Annotated in this window: 16 protein-coding genes; 13 read left to right on the forward strand and 3 right to left on the reverse strand. The window is 39.1% G+C overall.

Annotated elements, in window-relative coordinates; all coding sequences use genetic code 11:
- Positions 1-77 precede the first annotated feature (77 nt).
- From JYB65_RS02125 to JYB65_RS02160, 8 genes are all read left to right on the forward strand, one after another.
- Entirely contained in the window at positions 78-2,177 is a 2,100-nt protein-coding gene (locus tag JYB65_RS02125; protein ID WP_206580922.1) for a polyribonucleotide nucleotidyltransferase, read from the forward strand.
- Between the two features lie 523 nt (positions 2,178-2,700).
- The gene (locus JYB65_RS02130; RefSeq protein ID WP_206580923.1) at positions 2,701-4,596 is read left to right on the forward strand and encodes a histidine kinase; all 1,896 of its coding nucleotides are present in this window, start codon (positions 2,701-2,703) and stop codon (positions 4,594-4,596) included.
- Positions 4,583-5,224, forward strand: coding sequence for a response regulator (locus tag JYB65_RS02135; protein WP_245156557.1), 642 nt, complete (start codon positions 4,583-4,585; stop codon positions 5,222-5,224). The genes JYB65_RS02130 and JYB65_RS02135 overlap by 14 nt, the downstream gene beginning before the upstream one ends.
- A gap of 129 nt (positions 5,225-5,353) precedes the next feature.
- A complete protein-coding gene (locus JYB65_RS02140) occupies positions 5,354-6,568 on the forward strand; it encodes an ammonium transporter (protein ID WP_206580924.1) in 1,215 nt (404 codons plus the stop codon).
- A 238-nt stretch (positions 6,569-6,806) separates the two neighbouring features.
- Positions 6,807-7,748 (forward strand): N-acetyl-gamma-glutamyl-phosphate reductase, encoded by a 942-nt coding sequence (gene argC / locus JYB65_RS02145; protein WP_206580925.1) that lies wholly within the window; start codon positions 6,807-6,809, stop codon positions 7,746-7,748.
- A gap of 20 nt (positions 7,749-7,768) precedes the next feature.
- On the forward strand, positions 7,769-8,629 hold the full coding sequence (gene argB, locus JYB65_RS02150) for an acetylglutamate kinase (protein ID WP_206580926.1): 861 nt from the start codon (positions 7,769-7,771) through the stop codon (positions 8,627-8,629).
- A gap of 21 nt (positions 8,630-8,650) precedes the next feature.
- Positions 8,651-9,823, forward strand: a complete 1,173-nt coding sequence (locus JYB65_RS02155; protein ID WP_206580927.1) for an aspartate aminotransferase family protein — start codon at positions 8,651-8,653, stop codon at positions 9,821-9,823.
- Between the two features lie 43 nt (positions 9,824-9,866).
- Positions 9,867-10,211: a Smr/MutS family protein gene (locus JYB65_RS02160; protein ID WP_206580928.1), complete on the forward strand. Its 345-nt coding sequence runs from the start codon at positions 9,867-9,869 to the stop codon at positions 10,209-10,211.
- A gap of 188 nt (positions 10,212-10,399) precedes the next feature.
- On the opposite strand, the gene JYB65_RS02165 is transcribed toward JYB65_RS02160, so the two are convergent.
- Positions 10,400-10,774, reverse strand: coding sequence for a pyridoxamine 5'-phosphate oxidase family protein (locus tag JYB65_RS02165; protein WP_206580929.1), 375 nt, complete (start codon positions 10,772-10,774; stop codon positions 10,400-10,402).
- A 210-nt stretch (positions 10,775-10,984) separates the two neighbouring features.
- Between JYB65_RS02165 and JYB65_RS02170 the strand changes: the two genes are divergently transcribed.
- Positions 10,985-11,497: an Rrf2 family transcriptional regulator gene (locus JYB65_RS02170; RefSeq protein WP_206580931.1), complete on the forward strand. Its 513-nt coding sequence runs from the start codon at positions 10,985-10,987 to the stop codon at positions 11,495-11,497.
- Between the two features lie 241 nt (positions 11,498-11,738).
- On the opposite strand, the gene JYB65_RS02175 is transcribed toward JYB65_RS02170, so the two are convergent.
- A complete protein-coding gene (locus JYB65_RS02175) occupies positions 11,739-13,373 on the reverse strand; it encodes a glycosyl hydrolase family 18 protein (RefSeq protein WP_206580933.1) in 1,635 nt (544 codons plus the stop codon).
- Positions 13,374-13,588: 215 nt separating this feature from the next.
- On the opposite strand from JYB65_RS02175, the gene JYB65_RS02180 reads away from it, so the two are divergent.
- Entirely contained in the window at positions 13,589-15,640 is a 2,052-nt protein-coding gene (locus JYB65_RS02180; RefSeq protein ID WP_206580940.1) for an LTA synthase family protein, read from the forward strand.
- Positions 15,641-15,744: 104 nt separating this feature from the next.
- Here JYB65_RS02180 and JYB65_RS02185 read toward each other — a convergent pair whose 3' ends face one another.
- Entirely contained in the window at positions 15,745-16,386 is a 642-nt protein-coding gene (locus JYB65_RS02185; protein WP_206580954.1) for a thiamine diphosphokinase, read from the reverse strand.
- 290 nt (positions 16,387-16,676) lie between these two features.
- Here JYB65_RS02185 and JYB65_RS02190 point away from each other — a divergent pair, with 290 nt between their 5' ends.
- The 3 genes from JYB65_RS02190 to JYB65_RS02200 all read left to right on the forward strand — a co-directional run bounded on the left by JYB65_RS02190 (position 16,677) and on the right by JYB65_RS02200 (position 19,032).
- The gene (locus JYB65_RS02190; protein ID WP_206580956.1) at positions 16,677-16,955 is read left to right on the forward strand and encodes a NifU family protein; all 279 of its coding nucleotides are present in this window, start codon (positions 16,677-16,679) and stop codon (positions 16,953-16,955) included.
- 180 nt (positions 16,956-17,135) lie between these two features.
- Complete coding sequence (gene abfD, locus JYB65_RS02195; protein WP_155758543.1) at positions 17,136-18,608, forward strand: 4-hydroxybutyryl-CoA dehydratase/vinylacetyl-CoA-Delta-isomerase; 1,473 nt, start codon at positions 17,136-17,138, stop codon at positions 18,606-18,608.
- Positions 18,609-18,768: 160 nt separating this feature from the next.
- On the forward strand, positions 18,769-19,032 hold the full coding sequence (locus tag JYB65_RS02200) for a hypothetical protein (protein WP_206580958.1): 264 nt from the start codon (positions 18,769-18,771) through the stop codon (positions 19,030-19,032).
- Positions 19,033-19,062 lie beyond the last annotated feature (30 nt).

Consider the following 19,062-nt stretch of genomic DNA (forward strand, 5'->3'; position numbering starts at 1 on the left):
TCGCACAAGCTGTGCAAATAGGCAATAAGCGCACAGGTGAAATTGCGCACTGAATTAACAGGAGGTAGTTGTTAATAATGAGATTTGAAGATTATAGAACATTTAAAACCGCAATAGGTGGAAGATTGTTGCAAGTAGAAATCGGTAAGGTTTGTGAACAAGCAAATGGACAGGCTATGTTAAAGTATGGAGACACCGTAGTAAACATTGCTGTTACGGCTTCACAAGCACCGCGTGAGGATATTGACTTTTTCCCACTTAGTGTGGATTATGAGGAAAAAATGTATGCGGCGGGAAAGATTCCTGGCGGATTTATTAAAAGAGAAGGAAGACCAAGTGAAAAGGCAATCTTAAGCTCAAGACTTATAGATAGACCAATTAGACCACTTTTTCCAAAGGGATATTATAATGATGTAGTAGTTATTGCTACCGTTATGTGTGTTGATCCGGATTGTTCACCTGAAATTGTAGGTATGCTAGGCTCATCCATAGCACTTTCTGTTTCAGACATTCCTTGGGAAGGTCCTACAGCATCTGTTTTAATTGGTATGATTGATGGTGACTTTATTGTAAATCCTACGCTTGAACAGCGAGAAAAATCAGAAATGCACTTAGTTGTTTCTGGTACGAAGGATGCAATAATGATGGTTGAGGCTGGAGCAAAAGAAGTTCCAGAAGAGACGATGTTAGATGCGATCATGTTTGCTCATGAAGAAATCAAAAAATTAGTTGAATTTATTGAGGAAATCATAGCAGAAGTAGGTAAGCCGAAGAAGCAAGTAGAACTTTATAAGGTTTCAGAAGAAATTGATCAGGCTGTACGAGCATTTGCAGTAGATAAAATGAAAGTTGCAATAAAGACTGCAGATAAGCTTGAAAGACTTGAAAATATGGATGCGGTTGAAGTGGAAACGAAAGAGCATTTTGCAGAGATTTATCCTGAAAATGGTAAAGATATTTCAGCTGTTCTTTATAGCATTACAAAGGAAACCGTACGTTCAATGATTTTAGATGAAGGTATCCGGCCAGATAATAGAAAGACTACGGAAATCAGACCTATTTGGTGCGAAACTGGAATTTTACCACGTACACATGGTACAGGTTTATTCAAGAGAGGACAAACTCAGGTATTGTCAGTAGCTACTCTTGGAGCAATGGGAGACGCACAGACTATTGATGGTATCGGCGAAGAAGTTGAAAAGAGATATATGCATCACTATAACTTCCCATCCTATTCAGTGGGAGAAGCAAGAACTTCAAGAGGTCCGGGAAGAAGAGAAATTGGACATGGCGCTTTAGCAGAAAGAGCATTAATTCCGGTACTTCCAAGCATAGAAGAATTCCCTTATGCTATTCGAGTAGTATCAGAAGTATTATCTTCAAATGGTTCTACTTCTATGGGATCAACTTGTGGTTCATGCCTTGCTTTGATGGATGCAGGTGTTCCTATTAAGAGACCGGTTTCAGGTATTGCAATGGGACTTATTGAGCGAGTTGAACCAGATGGAAGCAGCAAGATTGCTATTCTTTCTGACATTCAAGGTATGGAAGACTTCCTTGGAGACATGGACTTTAAGGTGACAGGTACTGAAGTGGGCGTTACTGCTATTCAGATGGATATTAAGGTTCACGGACTTTCAAGACAAATTTTAGAGGATGCATTAAAGCAGGCTCATGAAGGAAGAATGCACATCATGAAGGAAATGCTTGATGAAATTGCTGAACCAAGAGCTGAGCTTTCACCATATGCACCAAGAATTATTTCGATGCAGATTGATCCGGATAAGATTAGAACTGTTATCGGACCTGGAGGAAAGACTATCAACAAGATTATCGCTGAAACCGGCGTTAAGATTGATATTGATGATACCGGCCTTATCTATATTGCAGCTCCTGACATGGATAGCGCAAATGCAGGTATCAAGCAGATCGAGCTTCTGACCAAAGAAGTAGAAGTCGGTGAAATATACGAAGGTAAGGTTGCCAGAATCATGAACTTCGGTGCGTTTATCGAAATACTTCCTGGAAAAGAAGGATTGCTTCATATCTCCAAGATGGCAAAAGAAAGAGTTGAAAAAGTAGAAGATGTGATGAACATCGGCGATACAGTGACGGTAAAGGTTACTGAAATCGACAACCAGAACAGAATCAACCTATCAAGAAAAGAATTATTATAAGAAAATATGGATTAAAAGCGGCTGGAGAAATCTAGCCGCTTTTTCAAGTGACGATTCCCGCACGGATACAAAACCTCTTGCATTTTATCTCTAGATATGGATATAATAAAGAAAAGGATTACCGCTTTCTACAATGGCGGTTAGTCCTAATATGTGAATTAAGCTAACCGTCTAAATTGTGAGTTTAGGCGGTTTTGCATTATTTACGCTTGTGGAGGCACAAGGTAACAATAGCAATAATCAGTAATCCGAACTGAAAAAGCTCCGAATATGTGATCATAAAACATCACCTCCTCTAAAGGAAGTGACCAACCGCCAAACGGTAATCCATACTTATAACATAACACCAAATGTAAAATAATTCAATATTTTAAATAAATAGTAAGATGATTTTTTTGACAATAATTAATAAACAGTTTATAATGTTTGGCAATTCCTTGTTTTATTTAGATAAGGATATAAATTATTTTTAATAAACTTAATTTCATTTAGATATCAAAACCATAGAGAGGAAATGTAACCGATGCAGCTTAGTCTGGACATTATTTGGGTGACGATATGCGCTTGCTTTGTGTTTTTCATGCAGGCTGGTTTTACGTGCCTCGAAGTGGGTTTTATCCAAAGTAAAAATGTGATTTTTGTTGCCATAGAAAATCTTCTTACTTTCATGATTACTACCATTTGTTTTTCCATGATTGGATTTCCGCTGATGTTTGGAAAAAGTTTTCATGAACTGATCGGAACCAGCCTTTGGGATTTGAAAAATGTGGATATCATCAATCCGCTTGGGTTTGCATTTGTTTTTCTGCAAATTATGTTCGCTGCGGTGGCTGTTACGATTTTTGCCGGCGCCATGTCGGAGCGTACGAAAATTATTCCGCTGCAGATTGCTGCTATTGTAAGCAGTATATTGATTTATCCTGTGTTTGGACATTGGGTCTGGGGAGGTAATTTTCTTGATCAGACCACTTGGCTTCAGAAATTAGGTTTTATCGATTGTGCCGGTGCGTCAGTGGTGCATATGACTTCGGGTTTTATTGCTCTTGCAGGTATAAAAGTTGTCGGAAAACGAAAAAAAACAATAGCCGGCAGATATAATATTCCCTTTGCTACGCTTGGTGTATTTATCTTGTGGTTTGGTTGGATGGGCTTTAATGGAGCCAGCTTTTTCGCCTTCTCCGATAAAGTCGGGTTGGCGATCTTAAATACCAATTTATCGGCTTCCGCAGGGATGGCAGGGGCATTGGCCCTGAACTTCTTTGTGAAAAGAAAAGGAGGCTATCTAATATCTCTGTTTAACGGTGTACTTGGAGGGTTGGTGGCCATAACGGCTTGTTCTTATTATTGTACGCCGATTTCCGCCATTGCCTTGGGTTTTGTTTCCGGTGTTATCGTAGATGCTTCCAGTGATTTGCTGGACAAATGGCAATTGGATGATGCAGTAAACGCTGTCCCGGTTCATCTTTTTGGAGGAATCGCCGGATGCTTGCTGCTTCCATTTTTCATTCAGCCGCAATATTTAAATGCAGATAGTCGGATGGAGCAGTTTGGAATACAGTTCGTAGGCATTCTAGCGAATTTTGGTTGGGTATTTGGGATATCCTATCTGATGTTTATCCTTCTCAATAAAATGATGGGCTTACGAGTGACACCGGAGGAAGAGAGAAAGGGATTAAATATAGTAGAGTTTGACGATTACTATTCATGGGAAAAATACGTTGAAATATCCGGGTTTGAAGCTGAGATAAAAGAAAAAAATGATTTGCTGCGAAAACAGGCCAGACTGCTTGTAACTACGGAAGAACAGGAAAAGAAAAAACTGGCGAGAGATTTACATGATGGGGTAGGGCAGAGTCTAGCCGCCCTAAAATTGATTTTAGGACTTACAAAACGTCAGATGGAAGTGCAAGGAGAAGAAAAACTGGTAAAAAATACGGAAAAAGCCTCTCAATTAGCGGAAGATTCCATTCGGGAAATGCGCGGGATTTTAAACAATTTGAAGCCGAAAGCACTGGAAGAAAATGATTTATTGGGAGCAATTCAGGAACTTACGGAAAGTATCAATTCTTTAGAAAAAATTCATTGTAAACTGAACGTAGAGGACCCTTTGCCTCACTTTGATGAAACGGTAGCTTTAAACATCTATCGAGTGTTACAGGAAGCCGTGACCAATGTAATAAAGCATTCGAAAGCAAACCGATTAATCCTCACTGCTTTTTTAAATAAAGAAAGTGATTTCTATATCTTTAAGGTAGAAGATGATGGAATCGGCTTTCCTATCAATGAAAAGGAATTTGGTGTAGGAATGATGTCGATGGGCGATCGGGTGAAGATGCTAGGCGGTTATTTTCATGTGCTGAGCGAAATCGGCAAGGGAACAACAGTTGTAATGGAGGTGCCTGTGGATGATGGAGAATAAAATTAAGATTTTTTTAGCGGACGACCATAAGATATTAAGAGAATCTCTTGAAATGCTCTTATCGCAGGAAGAAGATATTCAAGTGGTAGGACAGGCGGAAGACGGCCTGGAGACCGAAAAGCTTTTCCCGCAATTTGCGGCGGATATTTTACTGCTTGATATTTCCATGCCGAAAAAAAGCGGTTTGGATGTAGCGAAAAATTTGATTTATACGTATCCCGATTTAAAAGTGATTTTTTTGACAATGCATAAAAATGAGGAAATGCTGGCAGAGGCTTTTCATACCGGAGCGAGAGGCTATGTCTTGAAAGAGAATGCCTTCGAAGAATTAATTACGGCGATTCGCAATGTGATGGACGGAAAAATCTATGTTTCTTCTGTATTAGCGCCTGTCATGCTCAATGGATTTTTGCAAAATGAAAAAACAAATAAGGACTTGTCCGGAAGAGAAAGAGAAGTATTGAAACTTTTAGCAGAAGGATTTAGTAATAAAGAAATTGCAGATTGCTTAATGATATCGATTAAGACCGTAGAAACACATCGGGCTAATATTATGCGCAAACATAATTTTAAGAATATTACAGAACTGGTTTTATATGCTGCCAGAAATCACATTATCGAAATATAAGATTCAAAATATAAGGTTTTTTCCTGTCAATTATAGGGGTTTTATGGTATTTCCATAAGAGCCTTATTTTTTTATACTTATACATGACTTAATAAGTAAATCTCCTAAGACTGAAAGGAAGTGTAAAAGATGATTAATTCAGGAGATACCGCATTTATAATAATTTGTGCAGCATTAGTTTGTTTGATGACACCAGGATTAGCGTTCTTCTACGGAGGATTGGTATCAAGAAAAAATGTACTTACTATCATGATGCAGAGCTTTGTATCCATGGGAGTAGTAACGGTTATATGGTTTGTTTTTGGATTCTCTCTGGCGTTTGGACCGGATATTCACGGTTTAATCGGAGGAACCAAGTATTTATTTCTAGAGGGTGTAGGGATGACGCCAAATCCAAGCTACGGTCCGACCATTCCGTTTATAACCTTTTTCAGTTATCAGCAAATGTTTGCGATTATCACACCGGCTCTTATTACAGGAGCTTTTGCTGACCGCGTTAGCTTTAAGAGCTATTTAGTATTTTTAGTAGCTTGGAGCATTTTAATTTACATACCATTGGCCCATTGGGTTTGGGGCGGCGGATTTTTACAGCAGATGGGTGTTATAGACTTTGCTGGAGGTATCGTAGTTCATGCAAGTGCAGGTTTAGCTGCTTTAGCATCTGTTTTCTTTGTAGGAAAGAGAAAGGTTATCGACCAAGTAGATTTGGAACCGCATAATATCACTTACGTTGCTTTGGGAACTGCGTTGCTATGGTTCGGTTGGTTCGGATTTAACGCAGGCGGCGGATTAGCAGCAAACGGATTAGCCTCCACTTCCTTTATTAATACAGATATCAGTGCATCCGTTGCTATGGTTACCTGGTTAATTATTTCTTGGGTACGAGAAAAGAAACCGAGTTTCGTTGGCGTACTTACAGGAGCGGTCGCAGGACTGGCTACGATAACTCCGGCCGCAGGATTTGTAAAGCCTTGGGCGGCTGTACTTATCGGATTGGCATCCAGTATTGTATGCTATGGTGCAGTACAATTCAGAAAGAAAGTGGATTGGGATGATGCACTTGATGTTTGGGGCGTTCACGGTGTCGGCGGAATTTTAGGAAGTATTTTAGTCGGTGTATTTGCGGAGAAATCTATAAATGGAATAGATGGTCTCATTTATGGAGACGTTCACCAGTTCGGTGTACAGGTATTGGCAACTTTAATTGCGTCTGTTTATGCATTTGTTGTTACCTATTTGATTTTGAAAGTAATCAATAGATTCTTACCGGTTCGTGTAAGCGAAGAGGTAGAGATAATCGGGTTAGATGCGGCAATTCATAAAGAAGAAGCTTATCACATTTGACGCAAAACATTAATATAGCGTGCAAGGGTTACTCTTTTAAAAGGCGGTTTTGAAATCATGTATTTCAGACCGCCTTTTTGCATAGGAATAAAAAATTAATAAATATGCGGGAATAAGTAATAAAATGCAGATAATATACAAAAATATGTATATTTCATTGACAAAATGAATAAAAGTTGTATAATTATTGGATATACTAAAAAGTTTGCCTAAGAAAATGAAGCAGGAGGACGTAAATATGAGCTATAAAGTATTTATAGATGGACACGAAGGGACTACAGGACTGAGGATTGTAGATCGATTAAGCGCAAGGAAGGACATCGAAATAATCAACATAAATGAAGAAAACAGAAAAAACATCGAAGCAAGGGCAGAAAAAATCAATCAGGCTGATATCTCTTTTTTATGTCTGCCGGATGCGGCTTCTATTGAAATTGTTTCAGTAATTCCCAAAACCGCAAAAATATTAGATACATCAACAGCTCATAGAACCAATCCGGAGTGGGTATACGGGTTACCGGAATTATCTCCGGAACAAAAAAGTAACATTCAACATTCCAATCGAGTAGCGGTTCCGGGATGTCATGCGACCGGGTTTATCGTGCTGACAAAGCCCATGGTAGCGTCAGGACTATGTGCTGCGGATTATCCGTTTTTCTGTGAATCCATAACCGGTTACAGCGGCGGCGGTAAAAAAACGATTGCGGCATATCATGAGGAGGGAAGATCGGAAGAATTATCTAGCCCTAGGCAGTATGGTCTAACTCAGCAGCATAAACACTTAAAAGAAATGAAAGCGATGACCGGAATTGAATTTAATCCTATTTTCACACCTGTCATCAATGATTTTTATAATGGCATGTTGGTGACGGTTCCGATTCATACAAGATTTTTAAAAACAAAGGCTTCTGCGGCAGATATTCATAAGCTCTTTAAAAACTATTATAAAGGCAGTAAATTAGTTAAAGTGGCAGATTTCGGCTTCGAATTGGAGCTTGGCTTCCTAACAGCCAATACGCTGGCCGATAAGGACAATCTTCAACTGTTTATATACGGAAATGAAGAACAGGTGCTGCTGACAGCACGCTATGACAACTTAGGAAAAGGGGCTTCTGGTGCTGCGATTCAGTGCATGAATATTATGCTTGGACTGCCGGAAGAAGAAGGCCTTGTGATATAAAAGAAGTGGGAGGATAGGACATGAAAATAGATACACTCGAGAATGCACAGCTGTTAACCGATGCGCTGCCTTATATTCAGAAGTATTGTCATAAAACCATTGTCGTAAAATATGGCGGAAACGCGATGATCAATGAAACGCTAAAGAAATCGGTCATGAAGGATATGGCGACTCTTTCTTTACTGGGAATCAAGGTGGTATTGGTTCATGGTGGAGGGCCTGAAATTAACTATATGCTCGATAAAGTCGGTAAGGAATCCAAGTTTATCCATGGACTTCGATATACGGATTCTGAGACGATGGATGTGGTGCAAATGGTCTTAGCAGGAAAGGTAAATAAACAATTGGTTGCACTGATTCATCAACTGAAAGGAAAGGCAATCGGTTTATGCGGAATCGACGGAAATATGATCCAGGTGGAAAAGAAGGCAGGAGATGTTGATTTAGGATTTGTTGGTGAGATTACGAACATTCAGACAGAGGCGATTCAGATGGCTCTTGACAATGGCTTCATCCCCGTCATTGCGACAGTCGGTGCCGATGAAACAGGGCAGGTTTACAATATCAATGCCGATACGGCAGCCGCAGCAATTGCAAGTGCTCTAAAGGCAGAAAGGCTGATCTCCATGACCGATATCAGAGGTTTGCTAATGGATAAAAATGATGAAGAAACATTGATTTCTGATATTGGTATTGAAGAAGTACCGGAGTTAATCGAAAAAGGCATTATCAACGGCGGGATGATTCCTAAGATTGCAAGCTGTGTCGATGCCATCCATAATGGCCTGAATGAGGCGGCTATCATTGACGGCAGAAAAGAACATTCTATTTTACTGGAGCTATTTTCCGATCAAAGCATAGGAACCTTATTTCATAAGTAAGAGAGATTAAAGGAGAAAAGGATGAACAGTTTAGAAATGAAGAAAAAAGAAAAAGAGTATATTTTGCAAACATATAATAGAAATGACCTATGCTTGACCAGTGGCAAAGGAGCGATTTGCTATACACCGGAAGGAAAGGAACTGATTGATTTCTCTTCGGGAATCGGCGTGAATTCGTTAGGATTTTGTGATACGGGATGGGTTGAGGCGATCTCAAAGCAAGCAGCAATGCTTCAGCACGTGTCAAATTTATTCTATACGGAACCTTGTGTTAACGTAGCGGAGATGCTTGTCGAGAGATCTGGTATGAAGCGGGTATTTTTTGCAAATTCCGGTGCGGAAGCAAACGAAGGGGCGATTAAGACGGCTAGGAAATACGGCAATACCAAGTACGGCAACGGCAGAAATGAAATCATTACGCTCGACAACTCTTTCCATGGCAGAACGATGGCCACCATTACAGCGACAGGGCAAAAACATTATCATAAATTCTTTGATCCGTTTGTGCAAGGATTTACTTATATTGAGGCGAATGATCTATCTCAATTGCAGGATAGTATAAACGATAAAACCTGTGCTATAATAATAGAAACGGTTCAAGGAGAAGGAGGCGTTCTTCCTTTGGATAAGAACTATGTAAAACAAGTGGAGCAGCTATGCAAGGATAAAGATATTTTATTTATTATAGATGAGGTGCAGACCGGTATCGGCAGAACGGGCACACTGTTTTCCTATGAGCAGTTTGATGTAACACCGGACATTGTCACCGTTGCGAAAGGGCTCGGCGCGGGACTCCCGATCGGTGCGGTTTTATTTGGTGAGAAATGTGAGAATGTATTGGTATACGGAGATCATGGAACGACCTTTGGTGCCAACCCTGTCACTTGTGCAGGTGCAGAATATGTCTTGCATAAAATCGATGCAGATTTTCTTCAAGAAGTGAGTAAAAAAGGAGAATACATAAAATCAGCTATTGGCGCAATGCCAGGCGTAAAAGAAGTCTCTGGATTGGGAATGATGCTGGGTGTCAGTCTGGAGGGTAAAACAGCAGGCGAAGTGGTTACAAACTGCATTCAAGAAGGGCTCCTATTGCTGACTGCAAAGGATCGAGTGAGATTACTTCCGCCGCTTACGATTACCTATGAAGAAATGGATAAAGGACTGGAAATCTTGAAAAAAGTATTGAGTGCATAAAGAGAAAGTCACATGCTCCCAATGCAGACAGAAAGGATAGAACGTGGGTGCAGTAAAAGTCAAGGAAGTGAATTTAGAGAGAGGAAACCCTACAGTAGATGTAGCGATGAGAAAATTGGTTGACGAACTTACGACGGCAAAACGAACCGGCTATCGTGCCGTTATCGTGATACACGGATATGGTTCTTCCGGCGTAGGAGGGGCTATCAAAGTAGCTTTAAAAAGTAAACTTCGAGAAGGAAGTTTGAGAGGCGTTGTGCGTGAATCTGTTGGCGGGGAAGAATGGCTGAATCGAAAACGTCAATTCGTTGAAATTTGCACTCAGCTTAGAGACTTCAGTACGTATATAGACGGAAACCGCGGATTAACCGTAGTTCTATTAAAATAGTAAAAAAGTCCTCTTCGAGGAACTTTTAGCTCCCATTCGGTCGCATTTTATCCGTAGACTTTTTGATATTCCATCAATATCGCAAGCAATATTTTCCTACATAATAAAAAAGGGTCGAGTAATTCAGTTCAATGCTGAGTTGCCCGACCTTCTTTTTCCTTGTAACGACTAAGAGCAGCAACTATTATTTAAAGCATTTGTTTTGCAGATGTAGCAGTTATTTCTAACACTCTTGTTAAAAATGCAAATTTTTCTTTCATTTGATCGAAATCCGAACCGGAATCAATAAATTTTGCCGTTCCTTCAATGACGAAGCCTGTCCCTTGATAATCATTGTATCCTACAACTTCTTTACTGCCTAAAGCCATCTTGATTAGGTTATTCTGATTTACATTTTTTTCTGTCTTTCGCATCCCTGCTGCCGGAATTAAAATTCTTTCATCAGGGGTTACAACGATATATGAATTCCAAGTGTTAACCACATGTGGTTCCGTTACTCCCCATGATATAATGGACACGATACCTTCATTTTTCAATACATCATAAAATTTTTCTGGTAGCATTATACAATTCCTCCTAATTAAATAAACATATTAGATATATTATAGACAACTGTTATCTACAATTATTATAAAATCAAATTTCTACATTGTCAACAATAAATATATATTAAAGATAAGTATTGTCTTTAATTTAAAGGTTATAGGTTGACTAATAAAAAATATTAAAGTAATATGGGAAAGACGACATTGTCATATAGGAGGGTGGTTTTAGTGCAATTTTCTATCGGAGTAGAATATGCATTGCATTGTATGCTATATATGGTAGATATTCCATCAGGTACATCTGTTGGGATTAAAGACTTAGCGACATATCAAGGGGTATCGGAGACGTATTTATCAAAAGTATATACCAAACTAAGAAAAGCAGGAATAATCAAGTCCATACCAGGTGTTAATGGAGGATATGAATTAGCCCGTGCGCCTGAAAATATAACATTTTGGGATATAGTTGAAGCAATAGAAGGGTCTTCCCCGTTATTTCAGTGTGCGGAGATTAGACAAAATGAGATCTTATTAGATAAAAACAACTTACCTGATACGCATACAAAATGCCCCTGTCTGATAAAAGTTGTGATGTTAGATGCAGAAGAGCAGATGAGACAATATTTGAGAAATAAGACGTTAGCGTGGCTGCATGACCAAGTAAAGAATAAAATTCCGGAAGAACATAGTAAAGCAACAATGGAATGGTTTAATAATACGAGAGCAAAGAAGACATTATAAATAGAATACAATATAGAGGCTTAAGTGATTAAAAAGAACCTATAAGAATAGATTTTTAGTGTCTATTCTATAGGTTCTGTCTACTGATTCCTAAGTTTTTTATAACGTAGGAGATATCGCTTGCGATATGACGGAGTTTTATAAAAAGCTACCGCTGAAATGCGACCGAATGGGAGCTAAAAGCGCCTCACAGGGGCTTTTTTTATAACGTAGGAAAATAAGTTCGTCGAAGACGATTTTTTTATTTGTAATTATTGAATATAGCCCATATTTCCGGTGCTCCTTGGCTGTATTGCCAGCATGCCCCTCCGGCAAGATTATAACGTTGGACAAGTTTTAATCGGTTTGAGATGGAGGTGCTATCCTCTATCCAAATTTTTGCAGTGGTGTTTCCGTCTGCATATTCAATATAGTTTTGACCGACATCACTTAAATAAGTAGGCGTGCGGCCTGATGTGGACAGCATATTGTTTACCCATGTCATGGTCGCTGATTTGTTCGAGGCAAGGCTGCCGTCGCTGTTCATGCACCAAACTCTTGTATAGAGCGGCATACCCATGAGGATTTTATTAGCCGGTACCCCTTCTGCGATCGTATTTTTGATTGCTTTTTCAGCCCATGGCAGGGAAGCAACAGAACCCGGGGTTTTACTTCCGGAATAATGTTCATCATAACTCATGATAGCTATATAATCCACATATTTCGCCAGAGCATCCCGATCATATTCAATCGTCCAGCTTGCCGGTATGGAGGTGTCGATAGAAAGAGTTAATCCTTGACGGTCTGTAAAGGCTCTTAACGTTTTTGTAAAGTGAACAAGATTAGCTGCATCGGCATCTACCACATCTTCATAGTCAATATTGATTCCGTCTACATCATATAAACATGCATAGAACAAATATTGAGCAATGGATTTATAAAGCATGTTTTGATCGTTAAAAACTTGCGTAGTAAAAGCAGTAGAGCCTTTGGTAGACATATTATTTGTAATAGTGGACCAAACCATATATCCGTTCTTATGGCAAGTATCTGTATATCCTTTATCTCCGTTGTTTTCTACATTTCCGCTGCCATTGACAATCAGGTCAAACCAAGTCGGAGCAAGTATATCCAATCCGGCGTACTTTTGCGGAGCTTCCGGTGTAAAAGAGCTGACATATTGCCAAGCTAAATTGATTTTTTGTGAGCCTTGCTTAAATTTGTCCTTTTTAGGAGCATAAAAATCATAGGAAGCAAGGTCTATCTGAGATATGGTTATGTTGTTTTTGTATGTATACGCTTCATCCACATCATTGGTGGCGATTTTATAAAAGTTGCCGGTTTCTCCGAGAATCATTACCGTTTCATCATAATCCAATTGAACTTTTTCTCCTGAACCATTTAATAAAGAGGTAACGGCATCTGCACTGGACGTATTTACTTTGGCCACTTTATCGGTACCCGAATATTCTTTCAGTTTAATTTTACTGCCTGAGATGCTGTAACTTAGTTTAAAAAACTGCTCAGTGGTGTTCAGAGGAAAATACAGACTGCCCTCAATGTCACGTAAAGGGATGTAAACCGTTCCGGCATTGGATTTAACAAAGTTTGTAATCTGATCATCCCCTAACAGTATCTTTTCGCTGCTCAGGTTAATATTTAACTTTTTATTGGCAGAGTCTACTGAAATACCGCTATTTTTTGCATAATTTCCGATCATAGCAATAGGTAAATAAGGGGTGTTGTTGATGATGTAACCGGTGTAGCCGGTGGATTTGCTGTTATAATAGATGGAATACGGGTCGTATTCACTTGCCCAAGCCCTTAATGAAAATGCGGCTACGGAGGTAAATAACAAGCATATAAGTGTAATAACGACGACGGTGTGCTTTTTCATAACTTCCTCTTTTCTCTAATTCTTTTGTATGGTCCCCCTCTGACCCTTGTTTATAAAATTATTATACATCAAGAAACTAAGTTTTTCCAATGACAGATATTTTACATTTTGTAGACAGAATTGTGAAGCTTTAATGAAGAAAGTATTCAGTTATTGAAGGCTAACTTAAAACATGATATGATAAAAAGGTTATTTTGTTAAATGGAGATGCGAAAATGAATAAGTACACGGATAAAATAAAAGATATTTTTTTAGAGTATAAGGGAGTATATGGGCTACTAGGATGTGTGACGATTGGATTTGTACTTGCTAAATTTATTGTTTTTTACAATTTAATGTCTATCCACGACAATTTTATAATGGTATGTTTGATCTCAATGGTGATAACCTATTTTCTTTTTGCTTCGTTTAAAAATAAGCTGATTCCGGCTGTTTTATATGCGATTTTTTCCGTGTTAATGTTTGCGGATGTTACGTATTGCAGCTTTTTCAATAAATACCTGTCGGTGGCGCTGGCAGGTTCTGCAGGCATGTTAGGGGATATTACTGCAAGTATTAAACAGGTGATGAGGCCGATTAATTTCTTTATGTTCGCCGACTCCGTGCTGATCTTTGCTACCATTATTACAGCTAGTACAAGGATAAAAGACAGATCGGCTGAGGCGAAAGCGGACGTTGTGTTAACTGATGATGACTTTATTATCCCTCAAGAAAATAAATATACTGTTATTGAAAAAAATGTGGAAATTGTTTCCCGACAAGAATATCAAACCAGCACTTCTGTGATGAATAGGAGAGAGCGATTAAAAGCTAGAAGAAAGAGAGAATCACTCCAATGGGTACAAGTCCATCGGAATCAGGTTTTGCCTTTGGCCTTGATTTTTATATTAATTGCCAGCAGCTCTGTCGTTCCGTTTGTGAAATCTGTTACGAATCAGGAGTTCTATACATATCATATGAAAGACCTGATTACAGGAGGAGCAAACCAGAAGCATGTGATAGCGTTTACCGACCACTATCAAGATGAAAAAGAGGGGCCGCTATTTGGCGTAGGGGAAGGAAAGAATTTGGTTGTAGTCCAAATGGAATCTTTTCAAAACTTTTTACTCGGATTAGAATATAACGGACAAGAAGTGACGCCTGTGTTGAATAGTTTGGTGAAAGATCATTCGATTTATTTTGATCATTATTATCAGCAAGTCGGAACCGGAAACACCTCTGATGCAGAATATGCTACCAATAATTCGATGATGGGATCTATTCAGGCGTTTACCTATCAACTATATGAAAATAACTATTTTAGAGGCTTGCCGGTATTGCTGAAGGAAAAAGGATACGAGACAGCCGTACTTCACGCCCATGAAAATAGAGACTTTTGGAATAGAGATGATATCTATGGAAACATGGGATTCGACCATTATTATGGGGGATTGAAAGGGAACAAAGACGGATGCTTCGAAATGACTGAATGGATGGGCTGGGGGTTAACCGACTCAGAATTTTATCCGCAGGCCGTTGACTATATTAAAGAATTGCAGGAGCCTTTCTATAGTTTTGTCATAACACTTTCCAACCACCATCCTTATGAAATGCTCGATAAGTATAAATTTATCGACTTGCTGCCGGAAGATGAAGGAACGTTAGTTGGCAACTACTTGACCAGCGCGGCCTATACGGATTATGCATTAGGCAAGTTAATCGATGAAATGAAGAAGGCCGGATTATATGAAAATACGGTATTTGCCTTCTATGGAGATCATATGGGCTTACCAAAGGCGGAGGAAACCGATAAGATCATGACGAGAATTTTAGGTCATGATTATGATTGGGATGACCGTATGAATATTCCGTTGATTATACACATACCGGATTCAGATGACAGTATTACCCAGGTGTGCCATAACGCGGGCGGACAGATCGATTTCTTACCGACTATCGCCTATTTAATGGGATTTGACAAGTTGGATACCATCTATTTAGGGCATAATTTGATCAATTATAGGGACGGTTTGATTGCTGAACATGCTTACCTGGTGTATGGCTCGTTCTTTTCCAATCAAATCGGCTTTGAAATGTCTCGTGACGGCGTTTTCGAAAATAGCAGAGCGTGGGATTTAAAAACAAGAAAAAGCGTTGAAGTAAACGATTATTATGACGACTACGTTCGATCCATGGAGATTTCGGATACTTCGGTCTACATCTTGCAAAATGATATTTTAAGAAAGGTATACCAAGACGGGATGGATATCGATAAAGCATTTAATTAAAAAAATAATCAAAAAGTGGCTGCTTCAACATCAAAGCGATTAATGAAGCAGCCTTTTTAGTTAAAAAATAGTCTTTTGTTGAAAAAGTGCCTATGAAAAAGGCATCAATCCTTCGATAAAACAATCAACAGTTTCCCCTCTTCGACAGAAACAGCAGCAGCGGTATCCGTGAACTCGTTGCTGATGCCGACCGGAAAACTGTTCGTAAGAGTGGCATCTGATAATGGCCATTTTAATCCTTGTGTAAAAATACCGCTGCATTTTTCCGAATAACTGATTAAAGAAATTTTATCTCCTATATTGCCTTCTAATAAAATGGAGTTGTTTTGAAGAATAATAACCTGGTTTTTTGCATCACGCATGCTAATTTTGTGTTTATCGTTTTGTGATGTCCAATAATCTGCAGTCCAGGACATACTTTGCAGATTGGACAGTGTATGGTCGATTCGTCCGCCCATCCCCCCGATTAAAACGATTTCGTCAAAATTGTGTTGGACGGCATGTTTAATGCATAACATGGTGTCGGTATCATCTTTTTCTACAGGATGCTTTATAATTTGAATTTCATCAGGCAATTTTTCAGTAAAAGAATCAAGGTCCCCGATTAGTAAATGGGGCGTTATTTTTTCTTTTTTTGCATACCGATATCCTCCGTCGGCACAAATAATAAAGTCATTTTTTTGAATTTCTATGCTGTCTTTAATGCGACCTTCGAGGTACGCAGTTATGATAATACATCTGCTCATTGATCTTCTCCGGTAATTTTCTAAAAACTTTGAAAACAGGGCAAAAGCGGGCATCTAAAACGCTCTGAAGTTTTTTGACAATTGCCACTCTTTTTCATGAAAATAAGTATAACATATTGTATTATAACTAGAAACTATTATTTGTTTGCTATGTGTTTTTTTGGAGGGAAAAAAAGTATTGGTTTCCCAGTTTATATAGAATATTACTCTTGAAAATTATAAGTTTAAAGACTATACTTAAAAGTGTTCAGAGATGAACTTAAATCGCATCATGTGAGGTTTGGAATAATATGGAAGAAAAAATCAAAGAAGTACTTGAGACAAAAGTGAACCCGGTGCTCGCTGAGCATTATGGTGGTGCCATACTCTCAAAGTTAGAAGATAATGTAGCTTGGGTTAAATTGACGGGGGCCTGTTGTTCCTGTCCATCGGCGCAGATTACAATAGAAGATGTAGTAAAGCAGATTGTTATGGAAGAATGTAAGGGGCTAGACGACGTAAGGTTAGACAACTCTGTGAGCGAGGACATTTTGGACATGGCAAGAAAAATTTTAAATAAAGAAGCATAAGCAAGACGGCAAGAATAACAGTGTAAGCAAAAAATAAGCAAAGAAATTATATAAATTTACACAATAACTACACATAAGTTGCTTATTATTTAGTTATTAAGGTTGGTGTCGAAAGTTAAGGCGGCACCTGACCTTGATTATATCATTTATATCATTATTTTAAGAAGGAGTGATTATATTATGTTAATGACAGCAGAACAGTACATTGAGAGTCTAAGAAAGCTAAACACAAGAGTTTATATGTTTGGTGAAAAAATCGAGAATTGGGTGGATCATCCAATGATCAGACCTTCCATCAACTGCGTAGCAATGACTTATGAATTAGCTCAGGATCCTCAGTACGCTGACTTAATGACTACAAAGTCAAACTTAATAGGTAAAACTATCAACAGATTTGCAAATCTACACCAGAGCACAGATGACCTTAGAAAAAAGGTTAAGATGCAGAGACTTCTTGGACAGAAGACCGCATCATGCTTCCAGAGATGTGTAGGTATGGACGCTTTCAATGCAGTTTTCTCAACTACATATGAAATCGACCAGAAATATGGAACAAACTATCACAAGAACTTTACTGAATACTTAAAGTATATACAGGAAAATGACCTTATTGTTGACGGTGCAATGACTGACCCTAAGGGTGACAGAGGACTTGCTCCATCCGCACAGAAGGATCCAGATCTTTTCTTGAGAATCGTTGAAAAAAGAGAAGATGGTATCGTTGTAAGAGGAGCTAAGGCTCACCAGACTGGTTCCATCAACTCCCACGAACACATCATCATGCCTACAATCGCTATGACAGAAGCTGATAAGGATTATGCAGTATCATTTGCTTGTCCTTCCGATGCTGATGGTCTATTCATGATCTACGGCAGACAGTCATGTGACACAAGAAAGATGGAAGAAGGCGCTGACATTGACCTTGGTAACAAGCAGTTCGGCGGACAGGAAGCTTTAGTCGTATTCGATAACGTATTTATTCCAAATGACAGAATCTTCCTTTGCCAAGAATATGATTTCGCTGGCATGATGGTAGAAAGATTTGCTGGATACCACAGACAGTCATACGGCGGATGTAAGGTTGGAGTAGGCGACGTTGTAATCGGTGCTGCTGCTTTAGCTGCTGACTACAATGGAGCTCAGAAGGCTTCTCACGTTAAAGATAAGCTTATCGAAATGACTCACTTAAATGAAACTTTATATTGCTGCGGTATTGCTTGTTCAGCAGAAGGTTATCCAACTGCTGCTGGTAACTATCAGATTGACCTTCTTCTTGCAAATGTATGTAAGCAGAACATCACTAGATTCCCTTACGAAATCGTAAGACTAGCTGAAGATATCGCTGGTGGATTAATGGTTACTATGCCTTCAGAAGCTGACTTTAAGTCAGAAACAGTTGTTGGTAGAGATGGCGAAACTATTGGAGATTTCTGCAATAAGTTCTTCGCTGCTGCTCCTACTTGCACAACAGAAGAAAGAATGAGAGTTCTTAGATTCTTAGAAAACATCTGCTTAGGTGCATCCGCTGTAGGTTACAGAACTGAATCCATGCATGGTGCAGGTTCCCCTCAGGCTCAGAGAATCATGATCGCTCGTCAGGGCAACATCAACGCTAAGAAAGAATTAGCTAAGGCAATCGCTGGAATTAAATAAAAAGTTGCTAAAATTTCTAAGTCTGCCGATTGTATAGCTCGGTAGGTTTGATGTGCAATTTAATAATAGGCCGCCCAGCCTTATTGCTGAGCGGCTTATTTTAGAAAAATAGAACTTCTCTGCATGACGGCGCAGGGAGTGATTCATAGGAGGAATGAACATGAAGTGCGGCGTGAGATTTTGTGGCGGTTGCAATCCGAGATTTGATCGAGGTGCTGTCTACGAACGCATTAAAAACAAGCTTGCAGGTAAAGTTGAATTTTTCATAGCAGAGGAAGGAGTCCCATATGATGTGATTCTTGTCATTGGGGGATGCACAAATTGCTGCGCATCCTATTTGCAATTTGAAGCTGACGGGGTGATCAAGATATGGGATGAGGAACATGAAGATGATATGGTTGAGTTTTTATTAAACAAATGCTAATATTATCTATTCTATTTATGGAGGAGCAAA

The organism is Clostridium aminobutyricum (assembly GCF_017255415.1).
Lineage (GTDB): Bacteria > Bacillota > Clostridia > Peptostreptococcales > Anaerovoracaceae > Aminipila > Aminipila aminobutyrica.